Below are 17,491 nucleotides of genomic sequence, written 5' to 3' on the forward strand. Positions count from 1 at the left end.
ATTCACGCCGCTTTTTGGATGTGAATTCTCACTTACGACCACCCATCGTCACCATGCCTCGCGTTAAACCATTCCGTGCTGTCCGTCCGCCCGCCGACAAAGCTGCCTCCGTGGCCAGCGTTCCCTACGACGTTGTAAACCGAGCCGAAGCGGCCAAATTGGCTGAAGGAAACGCGGAATCCTTCTTGCATGTCGTCCGACCCGACATCGATCTACCCGCTGAAACGGATCCTTACGCGGACGAGATCTACGAGACCGCGGCGAAGAATTTCCGTGGATTCATGGATTCGGGAGTTCTGCTCCAGGATGATTCAGAAAGCGTGTTTCTGTATCGTCAGATCATGGATGGAAAAAGCCAAGTCGGTGTTGTTGCCTGCTGTCATGTCGACGATTACGAAAACAACAAGATTCTAAAGCACGAGTACACGCGGCCTGCCAAAGAAGACGACCGTACGCGTCACGTGATGACGTTGGCAGCCAACGCGGGGCCAGTCTTTCTGACTTATCGAGATCACGACGAACTGAACAAGCTGGTCGAAGCTGCGATTGATCAAACGCCACTTTATGACTTTACCGCTGAAGACGGCGTCCAGCACACTGTCTGGAAAATTGATGCTGCAGATCCGTATTGCCAAGCCTTGACCGAAGTGCCTGCGTTCTACGTTGCTGATGGGCACCACCGAGCCGCTAGCGCTTGGCGAGCAGGAAAGGCTCGTCGTGAAGCTAACCCAAATCATACCGGCGAAGAAGAATACAACTGGTTCTTGACCGTGTTGTTTCCTGCCTCGCAATTGAATGTTCTGGCCTACAACCGTGTTATCAAAGATCTCAACGGACTGACCGCCGAGCAGGTCCGTGAAAAGCTAGCCGAAGTCGGTACCATGGAGCCGACGGACAATCCGGTTCCCGATCAAGCGGGCAGCTTTTGCATCTATCTGGATGGGGCGTGGTCGAAGTTGACGATTCCTGCCGAATCCATCGACCAAGATGATGCGATCAATTCGCTCGATGTCGCATTGCTGGAAAAACGAGTGATCACCCCGATCTTCGGGATCGATGACGTACGTACGGATCCACGCATTGACTTTGTCGGTGGCATCCGCGGCACCGGTGAACTGGAGCAAAAAGTTCAGTCCGGTGAATGGGCTTTCGCCGTCTCGATGTTTCCGACATCGATCGAACAGCTGATGGCGGTTTCGGATTCCGGCCAAGTCATGCCACCGAAGAGCACCTGGTTTGAGCCCAAGTTGCGAAGCGGTTTGATGGTCCACCTGTTGGACTGATCCGCAAGTCCCGCGATTAACCGTATGCTGGCGTGCCAACGGCTGATGTGTTCACAACAACTGGAAACATATCAGCCGCAGAGCGTTAGCTCACGGTTAACGTCGGAGCCTAGTCACCAATCCCAGGGAACCGCACGCTGGCGCGTAGCGGCTGATCGAGCATCGCCAAAACCGGAATCCCATCAGCCGATGAGCGTTAGCTCACGGTTCGCGTCAGGTGCTAGTCACCAATCCCAGGGAACCGCACGCTGGCGCGTAGCGGCTGATATATGCACCTGTCTCCATCAGCCGATGAGCGTTAGCTCACGGTTAATACATGCGCTGCTCCAGGTCTCACACAGAACCGCACCCTGGCGCGGCGGCGGCTGTTATGATGCTTTCTGGTTGCGACACGACAACTCTACCAGATCAGAGACGATGCCCAGATATTTGCTTCTTTCTCGCGGAGCTTGCGAGAATCCTTCACCAGAAATGACGCCCGAACAGATGCAGGAAAAAATGCAGTCCTGTATGCGCAAGGGGCAGAACGAAGGCTGGTTAATCGATCCCGGCGCGCCTCTGAACGGTGGTTCCGCGGTTGTCGATTCGGGCATGAACGTCATCGACGGTCCGTTCATTGAAGCGAAGGAACTGATCGGAGGATACACAATCATCGAAGCTCCGACGCTTGCCGCAGCATGCGAACTGGCGAAGAAAACGATTGAAATGGCAGGGGCCGCAAAAATCGAAGTCCGTGAAATTGCCGGCGGCGGAATGCCCGAGTGACCGACGACTCGGCCAATCTGATTTCAATGCTCACCTTTTCCTTTGGGGGTCGACGCATCGAGTTGATCAAAGACGCCGTGCAGACTGTCAAGATGGATGCGATGCAAGCGTGTCGCAGGTTGCTACCATCGCCGGACTGGACTTAAGGCGACGAAGTAATGGTGTGGATTTCGATCGCCGGAAAGTTCCGATGCCAGTTCGCAATTACCTTGTGTGAATCGTCCGCGTTGGAAAGGACGACGTCGCCATTTTCGAGATCGGCAAATTGGAAAGCACCTTGAACACCTAGCTTTTTTTCAGCGGCCAAGATTAGGCATCGGCCGGATCGTTCGCGGACAACCCGTTTGACTTCTGCATCTTCGGCGACCGCTGTCGTCAATTCACCTGAGGCAGAAATGCCGCGTGGGACGAGCACAGCAACGTCAAAGTGTACCGAACGCAGTTGTTGACAGGTTTGTGCGCCAACCAGACCTTGAATCTCTCCATCAAGTCTGCCGCCTGGAACAATGGTCTTGACCCTGCCGGCCTCGCCCAGTCGGACTGCGGCAGGCAGGTTGCTTGTCACAACCGTCAAGTCATTTCGTGATGCGATGGTTTCGGCAACACACAACGCTGTCGTTCCGTGGTCCAGGAATACAACAGAGCCCTTTGGGATTTTACTGGCGGCTTCTTCCGCGATCGCCCGCTTTTCATCGAGATCGCGAATCGCTCTTCGCTGGTAGGGAAAGGGATCTTCGGAAACCCGAAGTGCTCCGCCACGAACCTGACGAACCCGTTCCTTTCGGTGCAGAATCGCGAGGTCTCGGCGGATAGTGTCTGTCGACACGCCAAATCGCTCACTGAGTTCGTCGAGGCTCGCCTGTCCTTGTTCGCCAATCCATTTTGCGATGTTTTCTCGACGTTCGGTCGCGAGCATTGATGTCTCCCACTGGTTGCAATTCACCGCAGAATATTGCGGAAGTTTGCATTTTGAGTGATTGTCAGTCGAGATTCAATGGCTAAGATTCCGCAGTTATGTCACAAAATGCAATGTATTGCCGGTTTTTGCAATGTTTCGCGTTCTTCACCGCCAACGGGCTTATCGTAGGCGGTTGGGCGACTGCGATCCCGTTTGTCAGTTCGAACGCGGGATTGAGTGAGACGGAGCTTTCGCTTGTCTTGCTTTCGTTCGCGGTCGGTGGGATCGCGGCGATGTTGATCACACCGATTTCGATCGCTTGGTTTAGTACCAATCGCGTCAGCGTCGCATCTGGAGTCGGCTTTATCGCGATGTTCCCCGTGGTCGTCGCCCAGAGTGAGCTGATCGCTTTGATTGCGACTGCTCTGGCGTTTGGCGGGTGTCACGGTGCAATGGATGTCGCGATGAATTCCGATGTCATTGAAGCGGAACGGGAAACCGGGCAACGGTTCATGTCCAAGCTGCATGGTTGCTTTAGCTTAGGAGCCGCGTTGGGCGCTGGGATCTTCGGCTGGATCGCGACAGATCGTCCGATCTTCATGGCAACGGTCTACGCAGCTACGATCGCGACGCTTGTTGTATTGCTGATCATCGTAACTCGGGCGTGCAGTAAGCCGCCTCAGGTCCAGCTTGTTAGTGAACCGCAAACGCTGCCTGAGTCCAAAGCACTGCAAAAACAAGCTGACGGCACGGCTACTGCGTGGAGACTGTTACTCGCGATGGGGGCGATCGCGTTTGGCTGTCTGGTTGCCGAAGGTGCGATGGTGGATTGGCTTGTGAAGCTGTTTCAAACAGACCAAGCCACATCGAAGGACGCAGGGTTTGTCTATGCGGCGTTCGCAATTGGCATGTCCGTTTGCCGATTCGGTGGAGACAGGATTTCTAAACTTGTCGGAGATCGCCGTACCATCATCGTTGGATGTTTGATTTCCGGCGTTTCCCTGTGTGCCGTGTTGATGCTGCACAATCCGATTGTGGCATGCGTTCCAGCAATGTTTGCCGGAGCAGGACTTGCCAATGTGATTCCATCGACCTTCCGAACCTGCGGTGCTGACCGCAAGCGACTAGAGCAGACGCTCGCTCGTGTCACCATCATTGGCTACACGGGGTTTCTATTCGGACCGCCGATGATCGGAATCATTGCCGACGCGACCTCACTGCGCACCGCGTTAGTGGTTCCCGTCGCGACTCTATTTCTAGCCAGCGCGATCGCGACACTTTCAAAAGCTCTTCGATAACAAATCAAACCCAATATGAATTCAGATCAGTTCTCCACGTTGATCGACAAAACCCCGTTTTTGATCTTTGATTTAGATGGGACTCTCGTCGATTCTTCTGCGAGTGTCCGCAGAGCATGGCGAGATTTTGCTGCGCGGCATCAAGTACCCGAAGCGGACATCTTTGCGATTTCAGAGGGACGACAAGGACACGCGGTGATTTCAGAGTTGCGGCCTGACCTGGACGCGATGGCGGAAGATCGATTGCTGATTGACTTTCAAACTCGTGATGCCAGTGACGTTGTCGAAGTCCCGGGAGCAAGCGATCTGCTTGGCGATCTTGATCCCCAGCGTTGGGGTATCGTTACCTCATGTACGAAGCGTCTCGCGATGGCAAGGCTGACTGCGGCTCAGCTGCCGATTCCCCCACTGTTCATCACTGCGGACGACACGTTGCACAGTAAGCCTCATCCCGAAGGCTTTCAGATGGCGATGCGTTTGGCCGACAAGGACCCATCGGAATGTGTTGTATTCGAGGATTCCAAAGCGGGAATTGAAGCGGCGATCAACGCGGGGATTCAAGTCGTACAGATCACACACGCTTCACATGCCTATGTCGATACGCAAATACCTAGCGTGCCTGATTGGTCGAAATATCGAAAGCGGAATGCCGCATAAGCATTGACGGATACGGGCGAATGCGTTTCAGGCTCAAAACTTTCGGAAAGTATCTAGGTGGTCCGTCGTCTATACTCCCCGGCGGATCGTCACACAGCTTGCAACGATTCAATCGCTCGAAGCCACGCCTCGTATTTCTTAAAAATGACAACGAATCGCAGCCACAAATTCTCACCCCACATTTGCCACATTCGCTGCTTCGCGGCGATGTTCTTCGCTTTCTATGCCAGCACCAGCTTGCTTCAGGCAGAAGACGTTTTGGGAACACAAACCAATCAGCGTTTTAGTGCCGCATCGGACACCGAGTACGCATTGGAGTATTTGCTGTACCTCCCACAAGAATATGACTCCAAACGAGACGAAGGCTTTCCGCTCGTTTTGTTTCTGCATGGTGCCGGAGAGCGTGGCGACGATTTGGCAAAGGTCAAAACACATGGACCGCCCAAGCTGATCGAATCGGGCAAACATTTCCCCTTCGTTCTAATCTCGCCTCAGTGTCCGAAAGACCAGACTTGGGACGCGTCTGCGCTTTCAAGTTTGCTTGATGAGATCACGACGAATTACAACGTCGATGTTGATCGAGTCTATCTGACAGGACTCAGCATGGGCGGCTACGGAACTTGGGATTTGGGGCTCTCTGAACCGGAGCGGTTCGCAGCCCTCGCACCGATCTGTGGTGGAGGCAACTTGCTTGACGTTCTGTTGGTTCCTGAGTCTCGCAAAGAGATTTTCGGGAAGCTTCCCGTACGCGTGTACCACGGTGCAAAAGATCCCGTTGTCCCACTGTCCGAGTCAGAGCGGATGGTTGCAGGAATGAAACATCACGGGGCGTCGGATATTGAATTGACAATCTATCCGGAAGCTTCACACGACTCGTGGACCCAGACATACGAGGATCCAAAGTTTTTCGAATGGATGCTGGAGCAGAAGCGACCATCCAATCCACAGCAACTCGCTGGCAACCCGGTATTCAAAGGTTGGTACGCTGACCCGGAAGGAATCATTTTCGACGATACCTACTGGATCTTTCCAACCTACTCTGCTCCCTACAACCGACAAACGTTCTTTGATTGCTTTTCATCGCAAGACCTTGTCCATTGGCGTAAGCACTCGCGCATCCTTGATACTGCCGAAATCAAATGGGCGCAGCGAGCGATGTGGGCGCCGTCGATCATTCAAATGGGCGACCAGTACTTCCTGTTCTTCGGTGCGAACGACATTCAAAACGATCAAACGCTAGGCGGAATTGGTGTCGCCGTGGCCGATCATCCGGCAGGACCGTACAAGGATCACTTGGGTAAGCCGCTGGTGGACAAGTTCCACAACGGAGCGCAGCCGATCGACCAGTTTGTTTTCAAAGACGCAGACGGAACACACTATCTGATCTATGGCGGTTGGCGTCACTGCAACATCGCTCGTCTGAATGATGACTTCAGTGGATTCATCCCGTTCGACGATGGCAGCACGTTTAAAGAGATCACACCGGAAGGATACGTCGAAGGGCCGTTCATGTTTATCCGAAACGGCAAGTACTACTTCATGTGGTCCGAAGGCGGTTGGACCGGTCCGAACTATAGTGTCGCTTATGCGATCGCCGATTCACCGTTCGGCCCTTTCAAGCGGATCGATAAAGTCTTGAAGCAGGATCCCGAGATCGCAACCGGTGCAGGCCACCACTCGGTGATTCATGTGCCTGGTTCCGATGACTACTATGCCGTTTACCATCGCCGACCGTTAAATGAGACCGATGGGAATTCGCGAGTTGTCTGCATCGATCGGATGGAATTCGATGAAGAAGGATTTATCAAGTCGATTCGGATCACGAACGAAGGTGTTCAGGCTCGTGAGATCGACTGAGTGAACTTGGCGGGAGTTGAAATCCATTGCGATTGGTGATCGTACCCGTCGCAGTCCCTGTGACGCCGGGTTTTGGATCGGCACGGCGGAGCGTGCCGGGTACTTTGGTGGATCGTACCCGTGACAGTCGCTGTGACGCCGGGGTTTAGATCGGCACGTCGGAGCGTGCCGGGTACTTTGGTTGATCGTACCCGTCACAGTCCCTGTGACGCCGGGTATGGATCGGCACGTCGGAGCGTGCCGGGTACTATTGGTTGATTGTACCCGTCACAGTCCCTGTGACGTCCGGGGTTTGGATCGGCACGTCGGAGCGTGCCGGGTACTATTGTACGATCAACCGAGGACTCCTTCCGGATGGTCGATCGTTAAGTCCAGCCGAAGAAGCGTTCTTGCATCGAGCTTGATTTGACGGTGTCCGTGACATTGCCATCGGAGTCTTCAACATCCACAACACGGTGGGTGTATTTGTGACCCGAGAGTTCGTTTGTATAGACAGCACCCAGCGGGCCTTTATAGCCAAGGACACAACTCGCCTTGACTCCATTTCGCCAAAGTTCACGTGCGAGCAATTTGGCGAACGATGGGTTTCCCAAGGCGCTATAGCAAACGTCACATCCGATGGTGCCGATGTAGTGTTTTTTTAAACCTTTGTCGAGCATCATTTCGACGACTTCTTGGTAACTGCGGTCGGCGCCGCCGGTTCCGTGATCCGCACCGATCGTTGGACTACCGATCGATCCGTGTCCACCGATGACGATTCGAGTGTTGAGTCCAAACCCGACTTTTGCGAGTGGTTTGCCTGGCGTATCGAGGTAGACGATCGTCCATTTTCGCTTGTGGTGACTTCGGCCTCGATTGCTTTGGCAATATTCGTATTCGGTTTTGAAATTACCAGCTTGGGCTTCATTCCAAGGGACAAAAGCGGTTCGACTTGTTGACATTTGAGCGGATTCTCCGAGCGCGATTCAGCAACGCATGCATGCTAACTATGGATTCGAAAATCGGAGCTGCCTGGGCTACCTTTTCGTTCAAAATTAAACAGAAAATGGCTGGTGTTGGAATGTTGCGGTTTTCCGGAGCCTGGTGACGCGGTAGGGAGCGTACCGATGGAATCAGGATCCGCGGGATTGGAGGAATCAGGATCCGAGTGATTGGCGTGAAGCAACCACCGATCGACGCGCGACTCTCCGACCCGCTAGCGTTGTCAGGCAACGCACTCAACTTGGAAAGTTGAGCGACACTGTCGCTCGATTCTCCGAATCGAGCAAAAGTCTGCTCTCCAACGACCAACGATATCGAAGAATTGATTCGGGTGGATGTTCCGCAGTGGTTCGCACTCAACTTGGAAAGTTGAGCGACAATATCCCTCGATTCTCCGAATCGAGCATGAGTCTATTCTTCAACGACTAGCGGCATCGAAGAATTGATTCGGGAGGATTTTCCGCAGCGGTTCGCACTCAACTTGGAAAGTTGAGCGATACTGTCGCTCGATTCTCCGAATCGAGCATGAGTCTGCTCATCAACGTCTAACGACATCGAAGAATTGATTCGGGAGGATTTTCCGCAGCGGTTCGCACTCAACTTGGAAAGTTGAGCGACACTGTCCCTCGATTCTCCGAATCGAGCATGAGTCTATTCTTCAACGACTAGCGGCGTCGAAGAATTGATTCGGGTGGATGTTCCGCAGCGTTTCGCACTCAACTTGGAAAGTTGAGAAACAATGTCCCTCGATTCTCCGAATCGAGCAAGTGATCGAATTCTCTCTGACTCGCTCTCAATCTCACACGTTGAATTGTACGCGTGCCTTCAATACCCGTCCGAGATCAATAGTTAAAAGTAAACTCAGCGCTCGTCAAAATACTCCATGCCGCGTCTTCTAGCGCGGTTCGTCGATCGCTTGTTTCTTTGGATGATTCATCGGCGCCGCTGTCTCCATACTCTTTCAGTACAGACAAAAGAGTTGCACGCTCTTGTTCGTTCGGGCCACGAGCGTAGGCGCGACGAAACATCTTATCGACAAACTCGACGTTGGTTTGTCCCTGTGCTATCGCAGTGGAGATCACGTTCGATTCGCTCGCCAGTTTCGGATTCAATGTGTCTCCGTTTGATAGGTGCAATACCTGCACCATACTTGGTTCGTCGCTGCGTTCACATTCGCATGTGATCTCGCGCGGATTGCGGCCAAATGTCTTTAAGAAATAAGAATCGACGGATGAGTCATAGAGTTCGATCGCTTTGGTTCCCGATGAATAGAAGTCCGTCTTTTGTTTGTCGGCACCGGGGAATGCGATTTCGTTGAACGAAGACGTTGTACCCAGGACTTGGTCGATGGAGTCAAGCAAAACTTCAGCCATCAATCGGCGCGGGTAGTACCGACTGTGGTACTTCGATTCGGCTGCGTTTTCTGGCAGAGCAACACTACTGCGTTGATACGTTTCGCTTTGCAACATGGTGCGCATCAGTTGCTTCAAGTCGAAGTCGACTTCGACAACGTAGTCGGCCAAGGCGTCAAGTAAGGCTTCATTTGATGCGGGGTTGCTAAGCCTTAAATCGTCGACCTGCTCAACCAATCCGCGACTGAAGAAGTTTTCCCAAACACGATTGCAGATCGCACGTGCGAAATACGGATTTTCAGGTGAAGTCAACCAATCTGCCAAGACGACTCTTCGGTCTGTCGGGTCGTCGATATCGATTGGGGGCGCATCGAGTGGGGCGGGTGGTTGCGGGCGGCCACGATTCGGTTGGACCAAATCGCCAGTGGCGGAAACAAACAGCGTGCGTAGCCCATCGCCGTTGCGTCCATCGCCTCCCCAACCTTTGGCACGAACTCGGGCGAACAAGTTAGCCATCGAGTAGTACTGGTCGTTGGTCCATTTTTCCAACGGATGGTTGTGGCATTTGGCGCAACCGATGGATAGTCCCAGGAACGCTTGGCAGGCGTTTTCGGTCATGTCTTCGGGGGACTGATGCAAGGCGTAAAAGTTCGTCGCGCCGTTTTCATCACTTCGACCCTTTGCGGTCAGGATTTCGCGAACGAATTGATCCCAGGGTTGGTTCGCTTGGACCCGTTCACGAACCCATTGATAATAGGTCTTTACCGCGACCGGGCGTAGCCGTGTGCCATTGATCAGCAATACATCGGACCATTTATACGTCCAATAGGAAACATAGTCTTCGCTTGCGAGAAGTTGTTCGATCCAAAGGTCTCGACGTGTTTGAGCAGGTTCGGCAAAGAAACGATCTTGTTCCTCAATCGTCGGGAGCCTGCCGATCGTATCGAGCGTGCTTCGACGCAAGAAGACTTCATCACTGCATCGACCCGATGGCTTCAATCGCAGGCGTTGCAGTTGGTCAAGATTGACGACATCGATGAAATTTCGGCGAGGTGAATCGTCGTAGATATCGTTCGCGATTTCAAAGTCGAACGGAACAATCATACGCGCCAATACGACTTTACTTCCGAACCATACCAGGACCGCACCTTCACCGCTTCCGGTCACGGTCGCAAGTCCGTTCTCGTCGACTGATGCAACTGATTCATCGGTCGCTGAAAACTTCGCCAACTGCGTCACATCGACGACTCGACCGTCATCGTAGTGGGCTTGAACAAGGATTTGTGATTGGTCACCGGTGGCCAGTGTCGCGATCGGCGGAAAGACACTGATCCTTTGAAGTCGGGCGTCTGCTTCGTTTGGACCTTCAGCACCTTGTGCGATCCATTCGGCGATGATGTTGTAGTTCCTGGATTCTGTCTTGAGACGCAAACCACCTTTGTGAGGCAGCGCGCCGGTCGGTTTCGCCAGCAACAGGCTCCGTCCGGGATCAGAAAGTTCGACACGGCGTCCACGAGCTTCACGAACAATCGTGTTGTAGTCGTGCTCGGGGTCGTAGCCCCGTAATGAAAGCCGAAAGCCACCTTTGCCCGCCAAGGCCCCATGGCAGGCACCCATACTGCAACCTGCTTTGGCAAGCACCGACTGAACTTCATTGCGAAAGCTCCACTGATGCGGTTGGTCTGCCATCGAAACCGTGATCGGGATTTCGATTGTCTGGTCGTCGACTTTGCAACGCAGAACGGTGCTGCCGTTGGACACCGCGTGGACTAGTTTTCCATCGAAGGTCGCAACGCGTTCTTCGTCGATGCTGAACTCTGCCCGGTCTCGTTCATCGCTTGTCAGTTGAGCCGAAAACTGATCATTGCGCATGTGAACGAGCGAGACGGTCTGTCGGGCTTCGCTTCCATACAACTTAATCTGAGGAGGAAGCCCGGCGAGCTGTTGAGCAACCGCTGGTGAGTTGGCTGATAAGACGGACAGCAATACGCTGAACGAAAATGCCGAGGCCAATTTTGAAAAGCGGGAGGAAATGTTTGCGACCATTGAACTCAGTATCAGGTGGGGCCAAGGGCGGGATCGTCGATTGCGGGCAACCCAAGGTCGATTGTTTTATTGACTTCGTTCGGTAAATGATTGCTCAACGAACGGTCTCGAAATCAGTGTGCTGGTGTAGCGTTAGGCGAACAATTCTTTGACTTCGCGAACACCGAAATCCACTAATGGAAACGGTCGGCCACCCGGACCTGGGATTTCAGCGTGCAAGTCCAAACCCAAGCTGTGGAAGACACTGGCGATGATTTCTCCGGGTTGCGTCGGACGATCGGCTGGGACGGCACCGATTGGGTCACTGGCGCCGATCGCTCGACCACCTTGAACGCCTCCGCCTGCAAAGGTGGTGGAAAAGCATTGCGGCCAATGGTCTCGCCCACCAGCTGGATTCACCTTGGGAGTCCGCCCGAATTCGGCGAGGCCACAGACCAGGGTGTCGTCCAACATTCCGCGTTCGTCCAAGTCACCGATCAATGCCGAGTATGCTTGGTCATACATGGGGGCGACGATGTTTTTCATTCCTTCGATCGTCGTAAAGGGTTTGCTGCCGTGGATGTCCCATGTCACTTCGTTGAACACGGTCAGGAAGGTGTTGATGGTGACAAAGCGAACTCCCGCTTCGATCAATCGTCTTGAAAGCAGACAACACTGGCCAAACCGATTCATTCCATAGCGTTCACGAACACTCGTTGGCTCTTGCGAAAGATCAAACGCTTGGCGAGCTTGCGGACTATTCATCAATCGATAAGCGGCTTCGAAATTCTTGTCCAGCATCTTTGCCGATTCGGTCGTTTCCAACTGCTTCATCCGGCCTTCGATCGCATCACGCATACGCCGCCGTCGATCGATACGAACGTCACCCAGTGTCGACGGAGGTAACAGATCGGGGACCTTAAAGTTGGCTTCGCTAGGGTCGGCCATCAGGGCAAACGGGTCGTACGCTTTGCCTAGAAAGCCGCCTGCTTGTCCGTTGGGCAAGTTGCCTCCGCCGCGTCCCATCGTTTCAGGGAGGACAACGTGGGCGGGAAGATCACTTCGCCGGCCACGCATGTATTGAACGACCGCGCCGGCATGCGGATAGTTGACACCGCCGGTAAATTGACGTCCCGTCTGTAACATTTGCCAGCCGGCATCATGAACCGCAGCAGCGGTGTGGTAGCAAGAACGGATCACAGAAAACTTATCGGCAATTTTCGCATGACCGGGAAGGATTTCAGAAAGCTGGAAATCGCCCTTCGTCGAAATCGCTTTAAATGGCCCTCGCACTTCTGACGGCGCTTCGGGTTTCATGTCAAAGGTGTCGAGCTGACTTGGCGCACCGAGATTGAAAATCATGATGCAGGAGCGTTTGTCTTTTTTGGGGTCGACGACACCACGTTCGGCTGCGGCTAAAAACTGTGGCAGCCCAAGACCAAAGGCACCTAAAGTTCCGACTTGCAAAAAATCGCGACGACGAACGCCATTGCAAGTCTGAGATGATCCGCGACCGGTCAGATTTAACATCGTGACAATCCGCCTGAAAGCAGCGTTGATGATGGGGGAGGAGGGAGAGGATGCGAGGTGGCCGAAATCGATCAATGGCTTCTCGCCGGGGGGACTTCATTGTATTAGATTTGCGACGATGATGCGCAACTTCACACTTTGCCTTGAGGCGATACGCGTTGGACCCGACCGAATTTAACCGTCAAGCCTGGGACAATATTGCCCGCAGCCGTCATCGCTGGTTCACGCCGGCTCCTGCCGAGCAGGTTTCGGAGGCTCGGCGCGGAGATTTTTCGATTCGACTGACCGCGTGCAAGGTGATTCCGCACGATTGGATTGGTGACGTCCGAGGACAACGTATTCTGGCATTGGCAGCCGGTGGAGGACATCAGGGTCCGATCCTGGCTGCCGCCGGTGCTCGCGTGACGGTCGTCGATATCAGTGAAGGACAGCTAGAAATCGATCGCCGAATGGCCAAGGAACACGATCTGGACTTGGCGACCGTTCAGGCTGACATGGCGGATCTGAGCGAGATTCCTGATGGGGAATTCGACATGATCATCAATCCCTGTTCTGTTAACTTCGCACCCGATGTTCGCCCGGTTTGGCAGGAAGCCGCTCGCGTGCTCCGGGGTGGAGGCGTGCTGATAGCTGGTGTCATCCAGCCGGTTAACTATCTGTTTGACGAATCGGCGCGTGATGACCGAAAGCTAAAGGTCCGCTTTAAGATCCCCTACTCGGATCTGCATCTGCCGGATGAGGAACGAGAACGCACGATCGGTGCAGAACGTCCGATCGATTTCGGCCACAGCCTAACGGACTTGATTGGCGGACAACTTGATGCCGGTTTTCATCTCACAGCTATAATGGAAGATACTTGGGGAGGTGACGACATTCTTTCGGAACACACCGCGACTTTTTTGGCTACGCGAGCGATTCGTTCGCCTCTCTCATAGTAGTACTGCTAGTCAGACGCTTAGCGGCGATGCCGATTGTCACCAACCCGTCCACCATACCCCCTGCAAAACGTCATGTCGCGAATCCTCAATTCGATTGTCTTGCTCGTCGGGCTCGGTATGGTTGCTTCTGCGGTCGACCCTTACCAATTGGCTCGTGACCGCTTGGTCGAACAGCGTGTCGCGGCATCCGGTGTGACTGATACGCGAGTTTTGGATGCGATCCGTGAAACGCCTCGGCATGAATTTGTTCCGAAAAGCCAACTGCCGCGCGCATACTTTGATATGGCGCTTCCGATTGGGCATTCGCAGACGATCAGCAGTCCGTTTATCGTTGCTTCTATGACCGAAGCGCTCGCCCCGGAACCGACGGACAAGGTATTAGAGATCGGCACCGGAAGCGGTTACCAAGCCGCCGTTCTCAGTTTGCTCGTCGAACATGTGTACTCAATTGAGATCGTGCGTGAACTTGGGGAGCGGGCGGCGGATACGTTGGCGCGTTTGGACTATGGAAACGTTTCGACTCGCGTCGGCGACGGTTTCCTCGGTTGGCCTGACGCTGCACCGTTTGACAAAATCATTGTGACTTGCAGCCCCGAATCGGTTCCACAACCCTTGATCGATCAATTGCGTGAAGGCGGTGTGATGGTGATCCCGGTCGGCGAACGCTATCAGCAGACGCTGTACCGCATGGTGAAGAAGGATGGCAAACTGGAACGCGAAGCACTGCGTCCAACGTTATTCGTTCCCATGACGGGTGAAGCCGAGGACGGTCGTAAAGTAAAACCAGATGCGGCAAATCCCGTCGCGATCAATGGTGACTTTGAAGCGATCCCCGAAGGCGACAAAGCTGACGCGGACGACTATGTGCCGGGTTGGTATTACGGTCGCCAAGTCAACTTGGTCAAAGGCCACGAAAGTGATCAAGCACCTTCGGGCGAAAGGTTCGTTCGCTTTGACAACGAAACACCAGGCCTAAGCTCTCACCTGCTGCAGGGGATCGCCATCGATGGAAAAGAGGTCTCACAAATCCGATTGAGCGGTTCGGTGCGTACCGAGGATGTCGAGAAGGGGCCGACAAGTGATGGGATGCCTGCGATCGCAATCAGTTTCTACGATGAGATCCGCCGAGATCTAGGCACTTTTGTGCTGGGCCCGTTCCGTGGGACTCGCGGTTGGCGCTCACATAGCCGACTGATTCGAGTCCCGATTCAAACACATGAAGCGATCCTGCGAATCGGGCTGTTCGGAGCGACCGGTGTTGCCGATTTTGACAATGTCAAACTGGAGAAGTTTGACCGCTAGGAAAGATCGCTAAACCGTGGTCAAGCCTGAAAGAGAGTCGAGTGATGTGACGGCCAGTTCATGTGATGGCTTGATGATTTGGAAATCCAATCAGCTGCAAAGCCACATCATCACCGCTTGCCATTCGACCCATTGTGCTAGTTCGCAGGATTTGATCTGGTCAGCGTTGCCGCTGCGGGCGGCCAGTTCGCAGCTGTCGACAAATTCGAACGGATCAAGATAAACGCCGTCGGAATGCTGCGAGATCACTTCAAGAGCCGGATGTTGTCCGATTTTGCGGAACCAGTACTTGCTGTTTCCGAAGTCCCCTTCGCGTCGGTGCATGATTCCGTGCAGAAAGCTGCCGTCGCGACTGGGAAGGTCTTGGCTGATCGAATGGCTGCGGTGGATATCACCGGCAACCAACCAAAGTGCGCTCAGGCACTCCATCTGACGCGATGCCGAGACATCCACCAAGTGGTCGCCCACACCGCCAGAAAGGAGGGGCAGCATCGGTTTGTGAATTGAACCTTCGCCAAGTGAAGGCGTGGGGGCCGATTCGATCGCCGACGCGAGCTCCACCGAAAGGAAATCACGGAGTAAATGGGCAAATTCGGAAAACGCAGGCATCAAACACGACTCTTGTGAAGATATTGTCAGATCGTCAGGACCGGTTTTTGTCCAGAACGTAGGGTTGTTCCAAATGCATCGCAGACTACCGAGATCGATCCCCGCTTGCTAGACTACGGGGCCAATCTTGTGGTTTGTAGTTCGGCGGACGCTGCGGTGCAGCCCAATCCGGCCTTCAATCGCATCTGTCGACGCCGATTTGCGATGGCAGGCGAAGCGCGATCACAAATTGTCGTTCCAGATCAGTCACCTTCACGATGCGAGTCCCCCTCGCGGTCCTCTTCCACATCAATTTTCATCTCATTGATGAGCAACGAATCCCAACCGGGTGTCCAATCGACCGAGACACCTGAAGCTGCTAGCGAACAAGTTGGCTCTGCTACCGAATCCGCCACGCAAGCTGGTGCTGCCAGCAGCCCCGAGTCGGCGTCTGCTGATTCGAATCCTTCTGCTGCCGCAAAGGCACCGAAGCCAACCGGCGCCGGACCGCTCGCTTCACGTGGACTTGGTGTTGCTAAACCAGCTTCGCCATCGGTTTCGACCGAGCAGTTGGAAAAGGCAGAAGCCGCAGGAAAGAAGGACGGTAAGAAAAAGAAGAAGGCCCCACGCCCACGATTGCATGGCGAAAAGGAAGGCCAAGCCAAACCAGCAGCAGCTGCTGCTGGCAGCAAGCCATCGCGAGTCGCCGTTCCATCGGTACGGGGCGAGCTTTCCGATGACCTGTTGGCAGAGTTTGAAGCCGAACTGGGTTCCGCTGATGTCGACGCGATGCTCGGCGGCGATGCAGGAATGCCGAAACGCAAAGAGCCGCTTGCCGACGGAACTCGCGTCTCCGCTCAAGTTCTGAAAATTCACCAAGACAGCGTTTACCTGTCGCTCGGCGGACCTGACGAAGGCGTTGTGCCTTTCGAACAGTTCACCGAAGAGGAGCCTCAGGCCGGCGCTTCGATCGAAGTTCTCGTTCGCGGCTTCAACCGACAAGACGGCTTGTACATGTGCTCCCTGCCAGGTTCGACCGTTGCGGTCGCGGACTGGAGCGACTTGGAAGAAGGCGCGGTTGTCGAAGCCGTTGTCACCGGGCACAACACCGGTGGGTTGGAATGCAAGGTTGGCGGTGTTCGTGCCTTCATGCCGATCAGCCAAATCGCTGACTACCGTGTCGAAGACGCCAGTGAATTCGTCGACCAAAAATTCGTTTGTTTGGTGACCGAAGCCAACGAGCGACGCGGAAACCTCGTCCTGAGCCGACGGGCGATTCTGGAACGCGAACGCGAGCAAAAGCGAGCTGAGCAGTTGCAGAAGATCGAAGCCGGTGATGTCGTTGAAGGCGTCGTCCGAACGATCAAAGACTTTGGCGCTTTTGTCGATTTGGGAGCCCTGGAAGGCCTGATCCACATCAGCAAACTTAGCTGGGATCGCGTTAAACACCCAAGCGAAGTCGTCGAAGTTGGCCAAAAGGTCAGCGTTAAAATCGATTCGGTCAACAAGGAAACCGGCAAGCTAAGCCTTTCCTATCGTGACCTTCTCGAGAATCCCTGGGACGCCGCCGAAGCTGATTTTGCCGTCGGTTCGGTTCACAAAGGAACCGTCTCTCGCGTCGCGTCTTTTGGCTGCTTTGTTCGTCTCGGTGGTGGGATCGAAGGTTTGGTGCACGTCAGCGAATTGGCAAACCACCGTGTTTCCAAAGTTGACGCTTTCGTCAGTGAAGGCCAAGAAGTTGACGTCAAAGTTCTTTCGTTCGACCGAGCCGAACAGAAAATCGGTTTGTCGATGAAAGCGGCGAACAAGCCTGCCGAGGAAGACACAAAACCGAAGCAAGAAGAGATTGACGAGCCACAACGCGAAGTCGCTGTGAAACCACAGCACGCCGGCCCATTGAAAGGCGGCAACAACCGCGAAACCGGTGGCGAGCAATTCGGCTTGCGTTGGTAGTCATCAGCACGTCGAATTCGATTTGCATCCGCACCATCGCGATGGTGCTCTGCTCATTCACACC

13 protein-coding genes are annotated in these 17,491 nt (G+C 54.1%); 8 read left to right on the plus strand and 5 right to left on the minus strand.

Annotated elements, in window-relative coordinates; genetic code table 11:
- Positions 1 to 53: 53 nt before the first annotated feature.
- Both LOC67_RS21285 and LOC67_RS21290 read left to right on the plus strand, forming a co-directional pair.
- On the plus strand, positions 54 to 1,283 hold the full coding sequence (locus LOC67_RS21285; RefSeq protein ID WP_230264831.1) for a DUF1015 domain-containing protein: 1,230 nt from the start codon (positions 54 to 56) through the stop codon (positions 1,281 to 1,283).
- A gap of 417 nt (positions 1,284 to 1,700) precedes the next feature.
- Complete coding sequence (locus LOC67_RS21290; RefSeq protein ID WP_230264832.1) at positions 1,701 to 2,048, plus strand: YciI family protein; 348 nt, start codon at positions 1,701 to 1,703, stop codon at positions 2,046 to 2,048.
- 142 nt (positions 2,049 to 2,190) lie between these two features.
- Here LOC67_RS21290 and LOC67_RS21295 read toward each other — a convergent pair whose 3' ends face one another.
- Positions 2,191 to 2,964 (minus strand): DeoR/GlpR family DNA-binding transcription regulator, encoded by a 774-nt coding sequence (locus tag LOC67_RS21295; RefSeq protein ID WP_230264833.1) that lies wholly within the window; start codon positions 2,962 to 2,964, stop codon positions 2,191 to 2,193.
- A gap of 98 nt (positions 2,965 to 3,062) precedes the next feature.
- Between LOC67_RS21295 and LOC67_RS21300 the strand changes: the two genes are divergently transcribed.
- The 3 genes from LOC67_RS21300 (at position 3,063) to LOC67_RS21310 (ending at position 6,758) form a co-directional block, all read left to right on the plus strand.
- A complete protein-coding gene (locus tag LOC67_RS21300) occupies positions 3,063 to 4,244 on the plus strand; it encodes an MFS transporter (RefSeq protein ID WP_230264834.1) in 1,182 nt (393 codons plus the stop codon).
- Between the two features lie 15 nt (positions 4,245 to 4,259).
- A complete protein-coding gene (locus tag LOC67_RS21305; protein ID WP_230264835.1) occupies positions 4,260 to 4,901 on the plus strand; it encodes an HAD-IA family hydrolase in 642 nt (213 codons plus the stop codon).
- Positions 4,902 to 5,045: 144 nt separating this feature from the next.
- On the plus strand, positions 5,046 to 6,758 hold the full coding sequence (locus LOC67_RS21310) for a family 43 glycosylhydrolase (RefSeq protein ID WP_230264836.1): 1,713 nt from the start codon (positions 5,046 to 5,048) through the stop codon (positions 6,756 to 6,758).
- A 365-nt stretch (positions 6,759 to 7,123) separates the two neighbouring features.
- Here the strand turns inward: LOC67_RS21310 and LOC67_RS21315 are convergent, their stop codons facing one another.
- From LOC67_RS21315 to LOC67_RS21325, 3 genes are all read right to left on the minus strand, one after another.
- Positions 7,124 to 7,699 carry a hypothetical protein gene (locus tag LOC67_RS21315; protein WP_230264837.1) on the minus strand — a complete coding sequence of 192 codons (576 nt, stop codon included), beginning with the start codon at positions 7,697 to 7,699 and terminating at the stop codon, positions 7,124 to 7,126.
- Positions 7,700 to 8,581: 882 nt separating this feature from the next.
- Positions 8,582 to 11,137 (minus strand): DUF1549 and DUF1553 domain-containing protein, encoded by a 2,556-nt coding sequence (locus tag LOC67_RS21320; protein ID WP_230264838.1) that lies wholly within the window; start codon positions 11,135 to 11,137, stop codon positions 8,582 to 8,584.
- A 132-nt stretch (positions 11,138 to 11,269) separates the two neighbouring features.
- A complete protein-coding gene (locus LOC67_RS21325; protein ID WP_230264839.1) occupies positions 11,270 to 12,646 on the minus strand; it encodes a DUF1501 domain-containing protein in 1,377 nt (458 codons plus the stop codon).
- Positions 12,647 to 12,804: 158 nt separating this feature from the next.
- Here LOC67_RS21325 and LOC67_RS21330 point away from each other — a divergent pair, with 158 nt between their 5' ends.
- Together LOC67_RS21330 and LOC67_RS21335 are read left to right on the plus strand one after the other, a co-directional pair.
- On the plus strand, positions 12,805 to 13,581 hold the full coding sequence (locus LOC67_RS21330; RefSeq protein ID WP_230264840.1) for a class I SAM-dependent methyltransferase: 777 nt from the start codon (positions 12,805 to 12,807) through the stop codon (positions 13,579 to 13,581).
- 75 nt (positions 13,582 to 13,656) lie between these two features.
- On the plus strand, positions 13,657 to 14,886 hold the full coding sequence (locus tag LOC67_RS21335) for a protein-L-isoaspartate(D-aspartate) O-methyltransferase (RefSeq protein ID WP_230264841.1): 1,230 nt from the start codon (positions 13,657 to 13,659) through the stop codon (positions 14,884 to 14,886).
- Positions 14,887 to 14,976: 90 nt separating this feature from the next.
- Here the strand turns inward: LOC67_RS21335 and LOC67_RS21340 are convergent, their stop codons facing one another.
- Positions 14,977 to 15,495 carry a hypothetical protein gene (locus LOC67_RS21340; protein WP_230264842.1) on the minus strand — a complete coding sequence of 173 codons (519 nt, stop codon included), beginning with the start codon at positions 15,493 to 15,495 and terminating at the stop codon, positions 14,977 to 14,979.
- 306 nt (positions 15,496 to 15,801) lie between these two features.
- Here LOC67_RS21340 and LOC67_RS21345 point away from each other — a divergent pair, with 306 nt between their 5' ends.
- Entirely contained in the window at positions 15,802 to 17,427 is a 1,626-nt protein-coding gene (locus LOC67_RS21345) for a 30S ribosomal protein S1 (RefSeq protein ID WP_230264843.1), read from the plus strand.
- Positions 17,428 to 17,491 lie beyond the last annotated feature (64 nt).

It is taken from the genome of Stieleria sp. JC731 (assembly GCF_020966635.1).
Lineage (GTDB): Bacteria > Planctomycetota > Planctomycetia > Pirellulales > Pirellulaceae > Stieleria.

Bases quoted from the DNA above. Each gene is read 5' to 3' on its own strand.
- LOC67_RS21305 (WP_230264835.1), top strand. From the start codon at position 4,260: ATGAATTCAGATCAGTTCTCCACGTTGATCGACAAAACCCCGTTTTTG.
- LOC67_RS21290 (WP_230264832.1), top strand. From the start codon at position 1,701: ATGCCCAGATATTTGCTTCTTTCTCGCGGAGCTTGCGAGAATCCTTCA.
- LOC67_RS21345 (WP_230264843.1), top strand. From the start codon at position 15,802: ATGAGCAACGAATCCCAACCGGGTGTCCAATCGACCGAGACACCTGAA.
- LOC67_RS21285 (WP_230264831.1), top strand. From the start codon at position 54: ATGCCTCGCGTTAAACCATTCCGTGCTGTCCGTCCGCCCGCCGACAAA.
- LOC67_RS21310 (WP_230264836.1), top strand. From the start codon at position 5,046: ATGACAACGAATCGCAGCCACAAATTCTCACCCCACATTTGCCACATT.
- LOC67_RS21325 (WP_230264839.1), bottom strand. From the start codon at position 12,646: ATGTTAAATCTGACCGGTCGCGGATCATCTCAGACTTGCAATGGCGTT.
- LOC67_RS21335 (WP_230264841.1), top strand. From the start codon at position 13,657: ATGTCGCGAATCCTCAATTCGATTGTCTTGCTCGTCGGGCTCGGTATG.
- LOC67_RS21300 (WP_230264834.1), top strand. From the start codon at position 3,063: ATGTCACAAAATGCAATGTATTGCCGGTTTTTGCAATGTTTCGCGTTC.
- LOC67_RS21315 (WP_230264837.1), bottom strand. From the start codon at position 7,699: ATGTCAACAAGTCGAACCGCTTTTGTCCCTTGGAATGAAGCCCAAGCT.
- LOC67_RS21320 (WP_230264838.1), bottom strand. From the start codon at position 11,137: ATGGTCGCAAACATTTCCTCCCGCTTTTCAAAATTGGCCTCGGCATTT.
- LOC67_RS21340 (WP_230264842.1), bottom strand. From the start codon at position 15,495: ATGCCTGCGTTTTCCGAATTTGCCCATTTACTCCGTGATTTCCTTTCG.
- LOC67_RS21295 (WP_230264833.1), bottom strand. From the start codon at position 2,964: ATGCTCGCGACCGAACGTCGAGAAAACATCGCAAAATGGATTGGCGAA.